The sequence below is a fragment of the Ectothiorhodospiraceae bacterium BW-2 genome (assembly GCA_008375315.1).
GTDB lineage: Bacteria > Pseudomonadota > Gammaproteobacteria > Thiohalomonadales > Thiohalomonadaceae > BW-2.
The window spans coordinates 3,849,685-3,867,905 of the sequence record CP032507.1; the positions used below are offsets into that span (position 1 = coordinate 3,849,685).

Genomic DNA, 18,221 nt, shown 5'->3' on the forward strand with positions numbered 1-18,221 from the left:
GCTTTAGGTTAATTTCCATATTCAGCCATATCGGCATCCACTGCCGTTAGTAAGCGGGAGAAGATGTCGGGCGCTGCACTCACCACTCGATTCCAAGCGGGAATAAACGGCTTCTCCATCGGATTATCAAGAAAGGCATCGCCGGCGGTAATGATATTTTGCGCAAAGAGCTCCACCGCCTGCTCTTCGCGGTGGGTGTCATAGTCTAACCCGTTCATAATCGCATCGTTACGGTAGGTTTCGACAAAGTCGAGCGCAATCCGAAAGTAGGCCGCCTTAATCGAACGAAAAGTCTCGCACGAGAGCACCACCCCATGCGTCGCTAGTTTACGAAAGATCGCTTTGGCGATATCGACTGACATCTTCGATAGCCCCTGCTGCTGATCCTCTACCGAGAGCTGCTGGTGTTTATGGTCATAACACTCGGCAATATCGACCTGACAGAGACGGTTGGTCGCGTAGTTGCGTTTCATCTCTGACAATACCCCTATCTCCAGCCCCCAGTCGCTAGGGATACGAAGATCGGTCAGTACATCACGCCGCATCGAAAACTCCCCAGCAAGGGGGTAGCGGTAACTGTCGAGATACTCCAGATAGTCGATAGCCCCTAAACTCTTTTTTAACGCCCGTAACAGAGGGGTGACTAGCAACCGACTGACGCGGCCATTCATCTTGCCATCGGCAACCCGCGCATAGTACCCCTTGCAAAACTCGTAGCTATAGTTAGGATTCGCCACCGGGTAGATGAGCCGCGCCAACATATCGCGTTCATAGGTAATAATGTCGCAGTCGTGCAGCGCGATCGACTCAACGCTATCTGAGGCGAGAAAGTAGCCCATGCAGTACCAGACATTGCGCCCCTTGCCCGCCTCCTTAGGCGCTAAGCCTAGCGCCGCTAGCGATGCATCGATCTCCCTCAGTCTCGGGCCATCGTTCCATAACACCCGTACACGCTGCGGCAGACGGGAGAAAAACTGCAGCGCATGGCGATATTGACTCTCATCGGCTCTATCTAGACCAACCACAATTTCGCTTAAGTAGGGCACCTGCTGTAGCTCGGTCACAATGGTCTCTAAAGCCTGCCCTTGTAGCTCTGAATAGAGCGAAGGGAGCAGCAGCCCTAGGGGCCGCTGGCGGGAGAACTCCAGCAGCTCTCGCTCTAGCTGCTCCACCGGACGCTGATTGAGATTATGCAGCGTGGTAATAATGCCATTTTGGTAAAAATCGGCCACTGTTCACTCCTCTGTCTGTGCTATCTATGCTGTTAATTGCTCTCTGTTATGGGACCTGTTCATCAACCAACTAGCCGAACGCCTGACGCGAGAGATTGATGGAGTGGCATCTAGTGGGGGGTGGGTTTCAAACCCGCCCCTACGAAACCCGAAAACCGCTATCCATTGCCCACTCAGTGAAATAGATCTTCGGGCTTTTCAGCGGTCAGGATGCGTTCGGACCAATGCAGCAAAGTGTCGGCATCGGCCTGTTCGATCCTCCCTATAGCCTCACTAGGTACCGTGCCAAATTTAGTTTGCATTAGACGGATGAGTATATTTGCCTCACCTTGTTGCAAGCCTTGTTGCACATATTTATCGATAAATGTCTGCATCAGTGGTTCTCCATCGGGTAGGGTCTGTAATGCTTCACGCGCTTCGGTTTCGCTAACTCGTTCCGTGGCTTGTACATAGTAGCGCAATAGGCACTCTAATACATCTACCGCTGTGGCGCGATCTTGAATTTGCCGGATTAGGTCAATCAGCTCTAGCAGTCGCTGTAGCGGTTGCTTATCATAGATATAGCGTAACGCTAATGAGGCCATACGGGTCAACACCTCCCCTTTGAGTTCCAGTTTTCCGTGGGGGAGATGTCGTGTAGATCGTAACGAAATTGGGGGATATAGGGGGTGAGTGCTGCGGGGAGTGGTCGGATTAGGGCTTGATAGTCGCGGGCTATATTCCAGCGCGATTGGCCGTGGTAGAGCACTATCGGATAGACCGGCGGCAGGTATTTGGCTTTCGGATTCTGTTTGCGATAGGCCTCTGCACTAAGCACTTGATAACGAAGTAGTTGTAGCGCCACCCAGCGGTCGGGGGTGCTTTTGTGGTCAAACAGCAGGTAGATGTGAACCCCTTCTGGCCTCTCCTCCTCGGATAGGTCGGGTTCATGACGATACTCTACGCGATAGACTAGATCTGAAAACGATTTGCGTAGCTCTTTGCTGACATAGCTATCTTTGGCGATGGTCAGGGTGCTCATATCTAGGAGGGCGACTATCTCGTTCGGTAGGTAGTGTTGCAGGTAGTCTTGCGCTAGCTCTTTGCGTTCGAAGTTCTCGCGAAAGAAGCGATCGTGGGGGTCGGTGAGGGTGGTGTGGGGCGGTTTTTTCATGTGGTAGTTTTGATAATTTTTGGCAGCTAGTATCAAGGGCGGATTTGAAACCCGCCCCTACGAAACCCGCTATCCATTGACCACTCAGTGAAATAGATCTTCGGGCTTTTCGGCGGTCAGGATGCGTTCGGACCAATGCAGTAAAGTGTCGGCATCGGCCTGTTCGATCCTTGCCATCGTCTCACCAGGTACTATGCCAAATTTGGTTTTCAGTTGGCGGATGAGTATATTTGCCTCACCTTGTTGCAAGCCTTGTTGCACATATTTATCGATAAATGTCTGCATCAGTGGTTCTCCATCGGGTAGGGTCTGTAATGCTTCACGCGCTTCGGTTTCGCTAACTCGTTCCGTGGCTTGTACATAGTAGCGCAATAGGCACTCTAATACATCTACCGCTGTGGCGCGATCTTGAATTTGCCGGATTAGGTCAATCAGCTCTAGCAGTCGCTGTAGCGGTTGCTTATCATAGATATAGCGTAACGCTAATGAGGCCATACGGGTCAGTACTTCCCCTTTGAGTTCCAGTTTTCCGTGGGGGGAGATGTCGTGTAGATCGTAATGAAATTGGGGGATATAGGGGGTGAGTGCTGCGGGGAGTGGTCGGATTAGGGCTTGATAGTCGCGGGCTATATTCCAGCGCGATTGGCCGTGGTAGAGCACTATCGGATAGACCGGTGGCAGGTATTTGGCTTTCGGATTCTGTTTGCGATAGGCCTCTGCACTAAGCACTTGATAACGAAGTAGTTGTAGCGCTACCCAGCGGTCGGGGGTGCTTTTGTGGTCAAACAGCAGGTAGATGTGAACCCCTTCTGGCCTCTCCTCCTCGGATAGGTCGGGTTCGTGACATTTGAAACCCGCCCCTACGAAACCCGCTATCCATTGCCCACTCAGTGAAATAGATCTTCGGGCTTTTCGGCGGTCAGGATGCGTTCAGACCAATGCAGTAAAGTGTCGGCATCGGCCTGTTCGATCCTCCCTATAGCCTCACTAGGTACCGTGCCAAATTTAGTTTGCATTAGGTGGATGAGTATATTTGCCTCACCCTGTTGCAAGCCTTGCTGTACGCCTTGCTGTACGCCTTGTTGCACATATTTATCGATAAATGTCTGCATCAGTGGTTCTCCATCGGGTAGGGTCTGTAATGCTTCACGCGCTTCGGTTTCGCTAACTCGTTCCGTGGCTTGTACATAGTAGCGCAATAGGCACTCTAATACATCTACCGCTGTGGCGCGATCTTGAATTTGCCGGATTAGGTCAATCAGCTCTAGCAGTCGCTGTAGCGGTTGCTTATCATAGATATAGCGTAACGCTAATGAGGCCATACGGGTCAGCACTTCCCCTTTGAGTTCCAGTTTTCCGTCGGGGGAGATGTCGTGTAGATCGTAACGAAATTGGGGGATATAGGGGGTGAGTGCTGCGGGGAGTGGTCGGATTAGGGCTTGATAGTCGCGGGCTATATTCCAGCGCGATTGGCCGTGGTAGAGCACTATCGGATAGACCGGCGGCAGGTATTTGGCTTTCGGATTCTGTTTGCGATAGGCCTCTGCACTAAGCACTTGATAACGAAGTAGTTGTAGCGCCACCCAGCGGTCGGGGGTGCTTTTGTGGTCAAACAGCAGGTAGATGTGAACCCCTTCTGGCCTCTCCTCCTCGGATAGGTCGGGTTCATGACGATACTCTACGCGATAGACTAGATCTGAAAACGATTTGCGTAGCTCTTTGCTGACATAGCTATCTTTGGCGATGGTCAGGGTGCTCATATCTAGGAGGGCGACTATCTCGTTCGGTAGGTAGTGTTGCAGGTAGTCTTGCGCTAGCTCTTTGCGTTCGAAGTTCTCGCGAAAGAAGCGATCGTGGGGGTCGGTGAGGGTGGTGTGGGGCGGTTTTTTCATGTGGTAGTTTTGATAATTTTTGGCAGCTAGTATCAAGGGCGGATTTGAAACCCGCCCCTACGAAACCCGCTATCCATTGACCACTCAGTGAAATAGATCTTCGGGCTTTTCGGCGGTCAGGATGCGTTCGGACCAATGCAGTAAAGTGTCGGCATCGGCCTGTTCGATCCTTGCCATCGTCTCACCAGGTACTATGCCAAATTTGGTTTTCAGTTGGCGGATGAGTATATTTGCCTCACCTTGTTGCAAGCCTTGTTGCACATATTTATCGATAAATGTCTGCATCAGTGGTTCTCCATCGGGTAGGGTCTGTAATGCTTCACGCGCTTCGGTTTCGCTAACTCGTTCCGTGGCTTGTACATAGTAGCGCAATAGGCACTCTAATACATCTACCGCTGTGGCGCGATCTTGAATTTGCCGGATTAGGTCAATCAGCTCTAGCAGTCGCTGTAGCGGTTGCTTATCATAGATATAGCGTAACGCTAATGAGGCCATACGGGTCAACACTTCCCCTTTGAGTTCCAGTTTTCCGTGGGGGGAGATGTCGTGTAGATCGTAACGAAATTGGGGGATATAGGGGGTGAGTGCTGCGGGGAGTGGTCGGATTAGGGCTTGATAGTCGCGGGCTATATTCCAGCGCGATTGGCCGTGGTAGAGCACTATCGGATAGACCGGTGGCAGGTATTTGGCTTTCGGATTCTGTTTGCGATAGGCCTCTGCACTAAGCACTTGATAACGCAGTAGTTGTAGCGCTACCCAGCGGTCGGGGGTGCTTTTGTGGTCAAACAGCAGGTAGATGTGAACCCCTTCTGGCCTCTCCTCCTCGGATAGGTCGGGTTCGTGACGATACTCTACGCGATAGACTAGATCTGAAAACGATTTGCGCAGCTCTTTGCTGACATAGCTATCTTTGGCGATGGTCAGGGTGCTCATATCTAGGAGGACGACTATCTCGTTCGGTAGGTAGTGTTGCAGGTAGTCTTGCGCTAGCTCTTTGCGTTCGAAGTTCTCGCGAAAGAAGCGATCGTGGGGGTCGGTGAGGGTGGTGTGGGGCGGTTTTTTCATGAAACAAGGCCGGTTACGATAACCACCACTCTACCGCCTCAATCCACCCCATTGGGGCCGGTTGTCGGGTGGTATAACAGGCTCGATTGAGTACTAGAGCCGGTTTAGGGGGATTAATCACCACGGCAGCCGCCTCCGCCTGCTCCAGCATCGGGCGATCATTCTCACTATCGCCCAGCGCCAGCGTCCGCCACGACGATGTCGGACTAAGCGGCAACAGCAGATCGGATAGTCGCTGCAACGCGCGTCCCTTATCGCAGCGATCGCCAATATGGACAAAACGCCCGCCTCGGGTCACCACCGCGCCGCTCTCCTCTAGCCGTTGACGCAGAGCCTGATAGTCGCTATCGCTACCGTGCCAGCAGAGCGGTTCGCTATAACGGCGCTGTGATGCCAGCTCCGCCTCGGCCAGACTTAAGCCGGTCGCTGCAGCAATCGCCGCCACCTCCAGCCGACTCCAAGGGGTAAAGCTGTGTTGCAACTCGGCCGGTAGCTGCTGCAGTCGCGACAGCCACTGCTGTCGTGGGCCACTGAGTTCTAGCAGCGCATACCCCTGCAGGCGCGGCAGCTCATCGGTTAGCAGCTCTGCATAGTCGGGAGTATCGGGCAGTGCAATCGCCGCCCCATTTTCGCAAATAAAGGGCCAGCGCCGTTCAAAAGGGGGGGGGTAACTAAACGCCGCCAGCTCGGCAAAGGTTTTGCTACTATTGAGCACCACCACAACCCCTTGCTGCGCTAAGCGCTGCAATAGCGGCCTAGCCGCCGTCCAGTGATAGTCGTGGTGGTTAAGCAGCGTACCATCTAGATCAGTACTAATAAGTAATCCGCTATTCACCACTCAGAACCATTAAAGCGGACGATTAGTGTCACAATGGCTGATTTGGCGCGACTCATTCAGGGCGTAGCAGAAGTGACAGCGGGCAGGGAGCTGCCGCAGCGCGTGTTCGGTTAGGCGCTGGTAGTGGTGAATAAAGCGCTCCATCGCCGTCGGCTGTAGCAGCGGGGTCGAAACGCCGGTTTTGGCCGCCAACTTCTGCTCCTGCTCCATGCGCCAGCCATAGACCGTCTCGAACGATGGTGCCTGCAACATTAACCAAATATCGCACTGCTGATAGAGCGGCTCATAGGCAACCGCGATTTGGTGATTGACATAGTGGCGCCATACGCCGTCACTATCCTCTTGCGCCTCTAGCCGATTCAGCGGTTGAACTAACTCAGCCTGCGACTGCGGCGGAGTTCCCCAGCACCACCCTTCAAATAGCACCACGCCGACCGGTGTGGTCTGTTGTGGCCACTCACTAACGGCAAAGGGGTTATCGCAGCGCTTATCGAAGCGGGGTAGCCTAACCTCTCCTAGCCGAGATAGCTGCTGCAATAGCGTATGCGCTAGTGACATATCGTGCGTGCCCGGCACCCCTCGGGTCTGTAGCAGCGGGTGAATCTGCTTAGCGAGCTGCTGTCGTGCACGCGATGAGAGGTAAAAATCGTCTAGCGATAGCGTCGCAGAGCTTAACTGCCGCTGCTGTAACGCTAACGCTAGATAGGCGGTTAAGGTCGATTTGCCCGATCCTTGCGAGCCGTTAATGCCGACGATAATCGTCCGATCTACCGCTCGCTGGTATGCCACAATCGCCTCAACCGCTGGCGTAAACCACGCCTCTGCCGCTGTTACATAGGCCTCAGGTAGCTGCTGTTGGCTTAAAAACTGTTGGTAACTCTCCACTCGACTGTCCATTAAACATGATAGGGCGTTACGGCAGTGGCAGTGGGGGGAGATGATCGGTAAACTTCAGATAACCGTAGAGCAGTAGCGCGGTTAATGCAATCCCGATGACCCCCATCACTATCGGCACAAATTGACGCTGGCGTACCCCCCGCATAATCCAGTAGCTCTCCAGACCGACAAAGCCGGCAGCGGCCCCATAGGCGATGAAGAGCCCCTTAGGTTCCATTGAGGAGAAGAGGATCGCCACGATATAGAAGGTAAAGGCGATTCCGACCGGAATCATGCTAAAGATCCAGCTCTCAATCATCTGTGAACTGTTTTGAGGCGTGTCGTTACTTGCCATTATAGACTCCGTTAGTTGTGTTTCATTTTGTTTATCAGTTAGTTACCTTTGCCGCATCGAACACCGCAGCGGCAACCTGCTGATGCAGGGTTTTATCGATACCGTTAGCCACCAGCGCCCTGTCAGGTGCCAACTCGGCTAGCCTGACGGCAGCGGCAATTTTCATCGCTTGGCTGATGTGGCTCGCCTCAGCATCAAGCGCACCACGAAACAGCCCCGGAAAGGCGAGCATATTGTTAACACTCTTGCCATCAAGCGCCACTAGCGCCCCATGGGCTAACGCCACCTCCGGCTCAATTTCGGGGTCGGGATTGGTGAGCGACAAAATGATCTGTCCTGCTCTAACCCACTCCGGTTTAATCAACCCCTTTACCCCCGTCGTGGTCACGACAATATCGGCCCTAGCCATCACCTGCTCTAGCGTCGCCCCCTCCCCCCCAAGGCTCTCTAAGCGGGCGGTAGCTGCGGGGTTAATATCGCTCCCGAGCACTTTGGGCATACCGTAGGCCAGTAGCAAAGAGCAGATACCGATACCGGCCGCCCCTAACCCGATCTGGCCAAAGGTCGCCTGCTGTAAATCGATGCCATGCAGCTTAGCCGCCTTGAGCAGCACCGACAGAACCACCACCGCTGTCCCGTGCTGGTCGTCGTGAAAGACCGGAATATCGAGCCGCCGTTGTAACTCTGCCTCAATCTCAAAACAGTTCGGCGCGGCGATATCTTCTAACAAAATCGCCCCAAACGAGGTCGCAATCGCCGCCACGCTGTCGATAATGACCTTAGGCTCTGAGCTTTGAAACAGAATCGGCTGGCAGGAGATAGCGGCAAATTGGGATAAAATCGCCGCCTTACCCTCCATTACCGGTAGGCCGGCTAGCGCCCCAATAGGGCCTAACCCCAAAATCGCACTGCCATCGGTAACAATCGCCACGCTGTTACCTATATTGGTGTAGCGTCGCACCAAAGCGGGGTCGGCCGCAATCGCCTGACAGACCTTCGCTACACCGGGGGTGTAGATTTGGCGCAATAGCGCTTCACTCTCAATCGCTACTTTAGAGACCATCTCAATTTTGCCACCTAGGTGGCGCTGAAAAACCTCATCCTGCTCCATATCGCACCTTTCAAACCTCTCAATTAGCCGCAAGGGGCGCTTATGGTAACCGATTCTGTCGCCAATAGGCCAAAATTCCTGCCGCTGCATAGATTGTCACCGCTATTGTCGTTACAATCGCCCTTTTGACAAACCAGTGACAGGGAGCCTATGGAGTTAATTCGCGGTCTGCACAATTTACGCCCACGCCACCACGGCTGTGTCGCCACCATCGGCAACTTTGATGGCGTCCATTTAGGGCACCAGGCGGTGCTAGGCCATCTGGCCGCACAGGGAGCTAGACTCAACCTCCCCACCACAGTGATGACCTTCGAGCCGCAACCGGCCGAATATTTTCAGCGCCCTCAACTCCCTCCCCGACTCACCCGCCTGCGGGAGAAGATAGGCGCGCTACGACACCTCTCGGTGGATCGGATCGTCGTAGTCAAGTTTAACCCCACCTTCGCGGCGATGAGAGCCGACCGTTTTATCGAACAGCTCTTAATTCGTGCCCTAGGGGTCAAATTTCTGGTCGTTGGCGATGACTTTCGCTTCGGTGCCGATCGTAGCGGCGATTTTCAACTACTCACCGAGGCGGGCGAGCGAGCCGGCTTTCAAGTTGTCACAACACAGACCTTTGCTCTGGGCGAGGCGAGGGTGAGTAGCACCCGCATTCGCCAAGCGTTAGCCGCAGACGATTTTGCCACGGCAACAGAGCTACTAGGCCGCCCCTATCGCATGAGTGGCCGAGTTGCACACGGAGCCCAAAAGGGGCGCACCATCGGCTTTCCGACTGCCAATATTCTGCTCCATCGCAAAGCCTCACCACTACACGGCGTCTTTGCAGTTAAGCTGTATGGCATTGGCGCTGAGCCGCTACAAGGTATCGCCAACCTCGGCAACCGTCCGACTGTCGATGGCCACAATACGCTGCTAGAGGTACACCTATTCGACTTTAACCGCGATATCTACGGCTGCTATGTCGATGTCGATTTTCTGCATAAAATTCGTAATGAGCAGAAGTTTGCCTCGTTTGAGGCGCTAAAGAGCCAAATTGAGGCCGATGCCGCCGCCGCCCGACAGTGGCACCAGCAGCAGGCAGCGACTCCCTAAGACCCACCGGCCCCCTCCCCGATTAAATAATAGTTGAGACCATCGCCATGAGTGACTACAAAGAGACCTTAAACCTACCTAAAACTGACTTCCCGATGCGCGGCAATCTGCCCAAGCGCGAACCAGAGCTGCTCGCTTGGTGGGAGAAGATTCGCCTCTATCAGCAGCTGCGTCAGGCAGGTGAGGGCAGAGAGAAATTTATCCTCCACGACGGCCCCCCCTACGCTAACGGCGATATCCATATCGGCCACGCGGTCAATAAGATTCTTAAAGATATGATTGTCAAATCGCGCACCCTATCAGGATTTGACTCCCCCTATCTCCCCGGCTGGGACTGCCACGGCCTGCCGATTGAGCTACAGGTCGAGAAAAAGCTGGGGAAAGCGGGTAGCGCCATTAGCGCCGATGAGTTTCGCCAAGCGTGTCGCGACTTCGCCACCGCGCAAATGAACGGCCAGCGTGAAGATTTTAAGCGTCTAGGGGTGATCGGTGACTGGGAGACCCCCTACCTCACCATGAGCTACCAAAATGAGGCCGATATTGTCCGAGCGCTCGGGGAGATTATCGCCAAAGGCCACCTCCATCAGGGCTCTAAGCCGGTCCACTGGTGTACCGACTGCGGCTCGGCGCTAGCGGAGGCGGAGGTCGAGTACGAAGATAAGGCCTCACCGGCGATCGATGTCCGCTTTAGCGTTGCCGATCGAGCCGATCTACAGCAGCGCCTCGGCGAGTTAACCGCCCCACTTCAGCCCAATACCCATATCGTCATCTGGACTACCACCCCTTGGACACTACCGGCTAACCGCGCTGTCGCCCTCCACCCTGACCTCGACTATGTGCTGCTCAATACCCACAGCAGTGAGTTCGGAGAGGAGACCCTCATTCTGGCCGAGGGGCTATACGAAGAGGCGCTACATCGCTACGAGATAGCACAATTCGAGATTATCGGCCGCTGCAAGGGGGCTCAGTTAGAGCATCTCTCCCTACACCACCCCTTCTACGATTTTAGCGTCCCTACCATTTTAGGCGACCATGTCACCTTAGAGGCCGGTACTGGCGCGGTTCATACCGCCCCTGGCCACGGTCAGGAGGATTTTATCGTCGGTAAACAGTACGATCTGGAGGTCGCCAATCCGGTCGGTAACGATGGCTGTTTTCTGCCCGATACCGAGCTGTTCGCCGGCCTACATGTCTTTAAGGGCAATCAGGCCGTCATTGAGGTGCTACAGCAGCGGCAAAAATTGATCAAAGTCAAACAGATTCTCCATAGCTACCCCCACTGCTGGCGCCATAAAACCCCCGTTATCTTTCGCGCCACCCCGCAGTGGTTTATTAGCATGGAGCAGCAGGGGCTACGGCGAGCCGCGCTAGAGCAGATTAGCCAAACCCGCTGGCACCCCGACTGGGGGCAGGCAAGAATTGAGGGGATGATCGCCAACCGCCCCGACTGGTGTATCTCGCGCCAACGCAACTGGGGGGTGCCGATTACCCTCTTTGTCCATCAACAGAGCGGTGAACTCCACCCCCGCACCGCAGAGCTATTTGAGACGGTGGCGCTGCGAATCGAACAGGAGGGAATTAACGCTTGGTTTAACCTCGATCCGGCTGAACTCTTAGGCGATGAGGCTCCCGACTACCATAAGGTCACCGACACGCTCGATGTCTGGTTCGACTCCGGTGTCACCCACTCGACCGTGCTACTGCGCCGCGACGAGCTACAGCGCCCAGCCGATCTCTATCTCGAAGGCTCCGATCAGCACCGCGGCTGGTTTCACTCCTCGCTACTCACGGCGGTGGCCATGACCGGCCAAGCGCCCTACAAAGAGGTTCTAACCCACGGCTTTACCGTCGATGCGAAGGGGCAGAAGATGTCAAAATCGAAGGGGAATGTCGTGGCACCGCAGAAGGTGATTAACACCCTTGGTGCCGATATTTTGCGCCTCTGGGTCGCCTCTACCGATACCAGTGGCGAGATGGCCATCTCCGATGAGATATTAAAGCGCACCGCCGATGCCTACCGCCGTATTCGCAACACTGCCCGCTTTCTGTTGGCCAACTTAGGCACCGGTGATGAGAAGCCGCGTGCGTTTGATCCCGCTACCGACATGATCCCCCCCGAACAGCTACTAGCGCTCGATAGCTGGGCGGTAACGAAAGCAAAAGCGCTGCAACAGGAGCTACTACCGGCGTTTGAGAACTATGAGTTTCACCAAATCTACCAAAAGGTGCACAACTTCTGCTCGGTCGATATGGGATCGTTCTATCTCGATATCCTAAAAGATAGAATCTACACCACCGCTGCCGACTCCCTGCCTCGCCGTTCGGCTCAAACGGCGATTTACCATATCCTCCATGCCATGAGTCGCTGGTTAGCGCCGATCTTAAGCTTTACCGCCGAGGAGATTTGGCAGCAGCTACCAGGAGAGCGCAGTGAGACCATCTTTTTAACCGAGTGGTACTCCTTTGCGCCCATGGATAGCTCCCCCATGGGGCTCGACGACTGGAGTGAGCTGATGGAGCTACGCGATGCGGTCAATCGAGAGTTAGAGCAGCTACGCAATCGGAAGATAATTGGTGCTAACCTGCAAGCAGAGGTGACCCTCACCTGTCGCGGCAGGCTCTATGAGCGGCTCCGACAGCTCGAAGATGAGCTACGATTTGTGCTGATCACCTCGGCAGCAACGCTGATTGAGGGGGCGGCAGAGAGCTCGGCGGCAGCCACTACCCTCAAAAGTGGGGCGAAGGTGGTCATTGTCGTTGAGGCGAGCAAGCAGGCCAAATGTAGCCGCTGCTGGCACTATCGCGAGGATGTTGGCCAGCACCCCGACCACCCTGAGCTGTGTGGCCGCTGTCTCGACAATATTAGTGGTCGTGGCGAAGTGCGCCGTTTTGCCTAGTCTCACTCCACCTCGGCCCTCCTCTAGCGCTAGTGGAGGGCTAGGAGGTGGGAGAGCGGCGCAGACGAGATACCTCAAGCGGATGCTCATGCCCCTTCACCTGAATCGACTCCGGTTCACTCCACTGTTCGCTGCGACAGCCGCTATGGCGCAGGGTACGCTCCTCCACCACAATCTCCCACACCTTAGCCGCCGCACAGAGACGAGCGGCCAAATTAACGGTATCGCCGATAATGGTAAAGTCTTTGCGATCCTCCGAACCGATACTACAGGCCAACACATCACCCGCCTGAATACCAATACCGATGCCACGATACAACTCCATCGGTAACAGCGTATCGATAATCTCTTCAGCGGCTAAAACGGCACTTCGCTCCCCCTCTGCGCCATCGAACTGCGCCAATACGGCATCCCCAATCAACTTATCAACATCGCCGCCATACTTTTTAATAATCTCGATTTGAATCGACATCACCCTATTCAGATAATCGATCACCTCCGCCGGTGGCAAGCTATCGGCTAGACTGGAGAAGGAGCGAATATCGGAGTAGTAGATCGTCGTCGCGATGCGTACCGGCTGAATCTCTCCGGTTGCCGAAGCAGAGGCGATAGAGGCGGCCTTAATCGTACTGAAAGAGACAAACTGCTCCAACTTTTTACGCACCGAGATCAAGGCGTCAGAGCGCTCATCAATATCGGTCTGGGCCTGTTTAATCAATCGGGTAAGATAGGTAAATAGCCCCCAAAACAGCAGTGTAGGGACGATAATGGTCGGCAGAAAACTCTTAAACAACAGTTCATCTAAGTAGTCGCTCTTTTCGTAGAGCTCAAACACCAGCCGAACCTGACCGCTACTATCAAGCAGAGGGATATAGAGCTCATTTTCACCCGCCTCCTCCTTGGGCAAAATGAGCGGGATACCGCGCCGAAACACAGGATCGAGTGTTGCTTTATTCTCAAACTCGCCAATACGCTCCTGTTGGGGGCTGTAGAGTAGCACTCGGTTGGCATTATAGAGCTTAAAACGATCCGTACGGCTATCCACAAGCAGGTTATTGATGGTAGTCATGAGCGCCGCACCACGCTCACTTTGAATAAACAGATCTGGATGGCGCGACTCTATCAGCTCGCGCCATGGAGCCGGGGAGGCCTTTTGGAGACTAAGTTCAATGGTTTCGGCACGATTTGCCGCCAAACTAAGGTAGATATTTTCGGTTAAAGTGTGAACTCCCCACAGGGCCAAACCCATTAAGACAGCCATGGAGAGCACCAGACCCGGAATAATGCGGGAGTAGAAGAGGCGCTGTAGAGGGAACGCCTTTTCCGGCGGAGCAAGATTGATCATCATGGTTAACTTCCTGTTTGGTTCCTCAAGAGGGCTAAATTCGGCCAAGTCTAACAGATAATGACCGATAAACTTGCAGCGCGCCGCTACCCAATTTAACATATCTCAATGATCCCAGCCCCCTCCCCCCTAACCATTTTGCAGCAGCAGTTTGGCTACGATAACTTTCGTGGCCATCAAGCCGCTGTCATTGATACCCTCATTCGTGGTAACGATGCGCTAGTACTGATGCCGACCGGTGGCGGTAAATCGCTCTGCTACCAGATACCGGCCATGGTTCGTAACGGCGTGGGGGTGGTGGTCTCGCCTCTTATCGCCCTCATGCAGGATCAGGTCGATGCCTTACGGCAAAACGGTGTCGCCGCTGCCGCGCTTAATTCAACTTTAAGGATGGAACAGGTGTGGGAGATTGAGCGCCAGCTACAACAGGGGGAGCTCGATCTGCTCTATATCGCCCCCGAACGACTACTGCTACCGGCCACATTGACGCAACTACAGCAGCTTAAGATCGCCCTATTTGCCATTGATGAGGCCCACTGCGTCTCACAGTGGGGACACGACTTTCGTCCCGAATACACCGAACTATCGCAGCTACAGCGGCTCTTTCCGACCGTCCCCCGCATCGCCTTGACCGCCACAGCTGATGAGACAACTCGCAAAGAGATTATCTTTCGCCTAGGATTAGAGCAGGCGCAACAGTTTATCAGCAGCTTTGATCGCCCCAATATTCGCTACCACATTCAAGAGAGTCGCGGTAATGCGAAACAGCAGCTACTACAGTTCATTCAGCAGCAGCACTCACAAGAGGCGGGTATTGTTTACTGCCTGTCGCGCAAAAAGGTCGATGAGACCGCCGCTTGGCTCTCGGCCCAAGGGTTAACTGCTCTGCCCTACCATGCCGGTATGGTAGCTGAGCTGCGACTAGCGCACCAGCGCCGTTTTCTGCATGAGGAGGGGGTGATTATTGTCGCCACCATCGCCTTTGGCATGGGAATAGATAAACCTGATGTCCGCTTTGTCGCCCACCTTAACTTGCCAAAAAGTATCGAGGCCTACTATCAAGAGAGTGGTCGCGCCGGACGAGATGGCCTACCGGCCGATGCTTGGATGCTCTACGGCCTACAGGATGTGATTACCCTGCGTCAGATGCAGGCCGAATCGAGTGCCGATGAGCAACATAGACGAATTGAGCGCCACAAGCTCGATGCGATGCTAGCGCTATGCGAGACTCTACAGTGTCGTCGCCAGCAGCTATTAAGCTACTTTGGCGATAGGCTAGAGCAGCCGTGCGGCAACTGCGATACCTGTCTAGAGCCACCTAAGAGCTGGGATGCCACCGTTGCGGCACAAAAAGCGTTATCGTGCGTCTATCGAACCGGACAGCGTTTTGGCGTCAACCACTTAATTGATGTGCTGTTAGGGGCCAATACCGACAAAATTCGCCGCTTTGGCCACCAGCAGATCTCGACCTATGGCATTGGCACTGAGCTCAATCAACAGCAGTGGCGCAACCTCTATCGACAGCTCATCGCGTTAGGACTCTTAAGTGTCGATATTGAGGGGCATGGGGCGATTCACCTAACCGAGGCGAGTCGCCCGGTACTACGAGGCGAGCAGCCGCTAATCTTAAGGGAGCAGCAGCGCAAAACCGATCAACCCACCCAACAGCGGGCGCACTCAAACCTTAACGAGGCGCAGCAGCCGCTCTGGCAGGCACTTAAGGCGCTACGCAAACAGCTAGCCGATGAGCAGGGGGTGCCCGCCTTTACTATTTTTCACGATGCGACACTCATTGAACTCATCGCCCACCACCCCACCTCACTGCAACAGTTCGCGACCATTCACGGCATCGGTCAACATAAATTGACACAGTATGGCGAACCGTTTCTGGCGCTACTACAGCAGTTTGAACCGACCGATAACGCCAATCTCCTCTCCCCCTCCTCCCCTCCCTCATCACGGCCACCATCTAGCCTCACCGATACCGCTACCCTCTCGCTCGAACTCTATCAGCGCGGCTTAACGGTTGAGGCCATCGCCATTGAGCGAGGACTCAAACTAGGAACTATCTATAGCCACTTAAGTCAGGCGATTGGGAACGGAACGCTCGATGTGATGGCGGTCACAGGTCTCTCTCAGCAGCAGTTCGATCTTATCTACCAAACGATGGAATCGATGCGAGACATGGAGGAGAAGAACCGCCTAAAGCCGATCTATGAGGCGCTAAATGGCACCTTCTCATACGAGATTTTGCGCTGTGTTCAAGCCGCAATAACCCAAAACTAACTTTGCGCTATCCCAACGGCGATGGGCGGCCTGACGCTTTCGGCGCATCCCTCTCTCGTGTTAAACTACCCTTTTCACCGTAACAGGAGTTATCCAAAGATATGACATATCGCTCAATATCCCGCCTCGTTTTAGGCGTCGCGCTACTCTCACTCGCGGCGCTCTCTGGCTACACACCGCACGAAGTACGCGCTGACAGCCTCAACGAGGGGGTCTCAATTCAACACGGCTGGGTAAGAGCCGTCCCCCCGACCTCGCGGATGTCGGCGGCCTATATGCAGCTACAGAACCACGCCACCGAGGAGGATCACCTAGTCTCAGCCACCTCAGATGTCGCCAAGGTAGTCGAGCTACACAATGTGCGCAAACATAGCGGCATGATGGAGATGTATCAGGTCAAAAGCATCGGTATTAGTGGCGGCAGTACGACTGAGCTTAAACCAGGCTCCTACCATATTATGCTGATCGATTTAGTCAAGCCACTCAAGGTGGGCGATCAGATCTCGCTGACACTCAACTTTATGAATGGGGGTGCCCAAACCATCACCCTGCCGGTGAAAGAGGGCGGGATGATGAGAATGCCACAGGGGGGCAACCACTAAAATCTTACGGTCAACTGACTACCGCCGCCCAGATCGACGCTGCTGTCACTCAATCCCCGTAACAGATAGAACGACTCCCCGCCTCTAGGCTGTACTTCACACTCACGGTGCTATCCCCCCGTCCCGACTGGGTGACGGTGGTGGTACTAGTCGCCACACTCACCCCATCCACCACGACGCTCCCCTCCGGCCCGCTCCAGCGAGTTAGGCTGGTGGTCGCTCTTAAGCTCCACTGTCCGCTGCGCCAGCCCAGAGCTAGCGGGAGGGAGATCATCTCGGTCGCGATCGATAGGCCATAATCGCCACGACTAACATCGATTCCACTGGTCACGCTCCAAGGCAGAGGAGCGGCTGCCGCAACAGCGTCAGGAGTGACAAACACAACACTCAGTAGCAGTGGCGCTAAACGGGTAGATATCAACATCGGGCTGTTAATGGCTCCTAAGGTCGGATAGGTCGAATGGGACGGGGCGGCAATCCCCCCCCTCTCTCTAGCGGCAAGGGGCGCTCTAGCACCGCACCTTCTGGACGAGCTGGCCGCAACGGCAGAGGAAAAGGGGGCTTAGGAGGGCGATTAGCATGGGGATCGTAGCGCAGATAGCGTATCTTTAGGCGCGAGGGGGGCAGCGCCTCAAACGGCAAGCGATGCAGCCCCATCAGCGGGTAGAGCGATCTCTCCCCCTCCCCTCTCGGGGCTGATAGGCGACGCTGTTCAATCGATAGCTGCCTTAGCGGCTGTAGTGAATCGAGCGATAGCTCTGGCTCAATCGTTGTGGTGCGTAAAATGCCTTGGCGATACTCTCCCCGCACCACCACCGCCTGCTCACGCCATGAGGAGGGCTGCGGCAGCAGCAGCGGCTGCTGGCCGATGGTCGTCTGCCCATCGGGCTGTTCGGTGACAACACCGCGCAGTAGCACCATCGCGGCCGGCTCAATCGGCTCAATTGAGGTTGCGTAGATTTCACCACTCTCGCTACGAAGACCGGAGATCCTCAACCACTCCCCCGCCTTGTAAGTAGAGGACACTGCCGATAGCTCCTCTAAGCGAACCGTCTGCCCTAGCACTATTAATAGCTTATCGGCTGCCTCGTAGTGGCTAACCGGCCCACGCAGTTGATCGATAATCTCCACCTCTGTCGCCACCAACGGCTCAGTCGCCCTCCCCCGCGCCACCACTCGTAGCTGCTGCCCTAACGCCAGCGAGGCCACGGTGGAGGGACGGCCATTACGCTGATAGTAGGTCTGCTCATCTAACTCAATATGCAACCCATTGACCCAAATACTACCGAAGGCGGTTAGAGTCCCCATCACTCCCGTACCGCCTAGCCCCCGCTCCTCGCCATCGCTTAAGAGCACCCCAGTGCCCCCTAGCCCCCGCTCAGGTGTCGTTCCGCTCACATCAGGATAGGTCGGGCTAACGCAACCGCTAAGAAACAGTAGCCCCGATAGCACCACCCGTTGCAGCCATCGCATCATA

17 protein-coding genes are annotated in these 18,221 nt (G+C 54.8%); 4 read left to right on the forward strand and 13 right to left on the reverse strand.

Annotation, left to right across the window (positions count from 1 at the left end; genetic code table 11):
• Positions 1-8 precede the first annotated feature (8 nt).
• The 10 genes from D5085_17975 to D5085_18020 form a co-directional block, all read right to left on the reverse strand.
• On the reverse strand, positions 9-1,232 hold the full coding sequence (locus D5085_17975) for a glycosyl transferase (protein ID QEP44852.1): 1,224 nt from the start codon (positions 1,230-1,232) through the stop codon (positions 9-11).
• 173 nt (positions 1,233-1,405) lie between these two features.
• The gene (locus D5085_17980; protein ID QEP45225.1) at positions 1,406-1,756 is read right to left on the reverse strand and encodes a DUF4351 domain-containing protein; all 351 of its coding nucleotides are present in this window, start codon (positions 1,754-1,756) and stop codon (positions 1,406-1,408) included.
• A gap of 65 nt (positions 1,757-1,821) precedes the next feature.
• Complete coding sequence (locus tag D5085_17985) at positions 1,822-2,421, reverse strand: hypothetical protein (GenBank protein QEP44853.1); 600 nt, start codon at positions 2,419-2,421, stop codon at positions 1,822-1,824.
• Between the two features lie 48 nt (positions 2,422-2,469).
• Positions 2,470-3,282, reverse strand: a complete 813-nt coding sequence (locus D5085_17990) for a DUF4351 domain-containing protein (GenBank protein ID QEP44854.1) — start codon at positions 3,280-3,282, stop codon at positions 2,470-2,472.
• On the reverse strand, positions 3,273-4,313 hold the full coding sequence (locus D5085_17995) for an Rpn family recombination-promoting nuclease/putative transposase (protein ID QEP44855.1): 1,041 nt from the start codon (positions 4,311-4,313) through the stop codon (positions 3,273-3,275). Before D5085_17995 ends, D5085_17990 begins: the two co-directional genes overlap by 10 nt.
• Before the next feature lie 48 nt (positions 4,314-4,361).
• Positions 4,362-5,342: a DUF4351 domain-containing protein gene (locus D5085_18000; GenBank protein QEP44856.1), complete on the reverse strand. Its 981-nt coding sequence runs from the start codon at positions 5,340-5,342 to the stop codon at positions 4,362-4,364.
• A gap of 13 nt (positions 5,343-5,355) precedes the next feature.
• Entirely contained in the window at positions 5,356-6,180 is an 825-nt protein-coding gene (locus tag D5085_18005; protein QEP44857.1) for an HAD-IIB family hydrolase, read from the reverse strand.
• A gap of 9 nt (positions 6,181-6,189) precedes the next feature.
• Complete coding sequence (locus tag D5085_18010; GenBank protein ID QEP44858.1) at positions 6,190-7,077, reverse strand: kinase; 888 nt, start codon at positions 7,075-7,077, stop codon at positions 6,190-6,192.
• A 16-nt stretch (positions 7,078-7,093) separates the two neighbouring features.
• Positions 7,094-7,375, reverse strand: a complete 282-nt coding sequence (locus D5085_18015; protein ID QEP44859.1) for a hypothetical protein — start codon at positions 7,373-7,375, stop codon at positions 7,094-7,096.
• Positions 7,376-7,445: 70 nt separating this feature from the next.
• Positions 7,446-8,612, reverse strand: a complete 1,167-nt coding sequence (locus D5085_18020; GenBank protein ID QEP44860.1) for an NADP-dependent malic enzyme — start codon at positions 8,610-8,612, stop codon at positions 7,446-7,448.
• A 60-nt stretch (positions 8,613-8,672) separates the two neighbouring features.
• Between D5085_18020 and D5085_18025 the strand changes: the two genes are divergently transcribed.
• Together D5085_18025 and D5085_18030 are read left to right on the forward strand one after the other, a co-directional pair.
• Positions 8,673-9,614: a bifunctional riboflavin kinase/FAD synthetase gene (locus tag D5085_18025; GenBank protein ID QEP44861.1), complete on the forward strand. Its 942-nt coding sequence runs from the start codon at positions 8,673-8,675 to the stop codon at positions 9,612-9,614.
• A gap of 47 nt (positions 9,615-9,661) precedes the next feature.
• Positions 9,662-12,511 carry an isoleucine--tRNA ligase gene (locus tag D5085_18030; protein ID QEP44862.1) on the forward strand — a complete coding sequence of 950 codons (2,850 nt, stop codon included), beginning with the start codon at positions 9,662-9,664 and terminating at the stop codon, positions 12,509-12,511.
• Between the two features lie 40 nt (positions 12,512-12,551).
• Here D5085_18030 and D5085_18035 read toward each other — a convergent pair whose 3' ends face one another.
• Complete coding sequence (locus D5085_18035) at positions 12,552-13,958, reverse strand: adenylate/guanylate cyclase domain-containing protein (GenBank protein QEP44863.1); 1,407 nt, start codon at positions 13,956-13,958, stop codon at positions 12,552-12,554.
• Between the two features lie 6 nt (positions 13,959-13,964).
• On the opposite strand from D5085_18035, the gene recQ reads away from it, so the two are divergent.
• Entirely contained in the window at positions 13,965-16,142 is a 2,178-nt protein-coding gene (gene recQ / locus D5085_18040; protein ID QEP44864.1) for a DNA helicase RecQ, read from the forward strand.
• A gap of 101 nt (positions 16,143-16,243) precedes the next feature.
• Positions 16,244-16,744 carry a copper chaperone PCu(A)C gene (locus tag D5085_18045; GenBank protein ID QEP44865.1) on the forward strand — a complete coding sequence of 167 codons (501 nt, stop codon included), beginning with the start codon at positions 16,244-16,246 and terminating at the stop codon, positions 16,742-16,744.
• Positions 16,745-16,793: 49 nt separating this feature from the next.
• On the opposite strand, the gene D5085_18050 is transcribed toward D5085_18045, so the two are convergent.
• Positions 16,794-17,168 carry a hypothetical protein gene (locus D5085_18050; GenBank protein QEP44866.1) on the reverse strand — a complete coding sequence of 125 codons (375 nt, stop codon included), beginning with the start codon at positions 17,166-17,168 and terminating at the stop codon, positions 16,794-16,796.
• Positions 17,169-17,185: 17 nt separating this feature from the next.
• Positions 17,186-18,220 (reverse strand): hypothetical protein, encoded by a 1,035-nt coding sequence (locus D5085_18055; protein ID QEP44867.1) that lies wholly within the window; start codon positions 18,218-18,220, stop codon positions 17,186-17,188.
• Position 18,221: the final 1 nt, after the last annotated feature.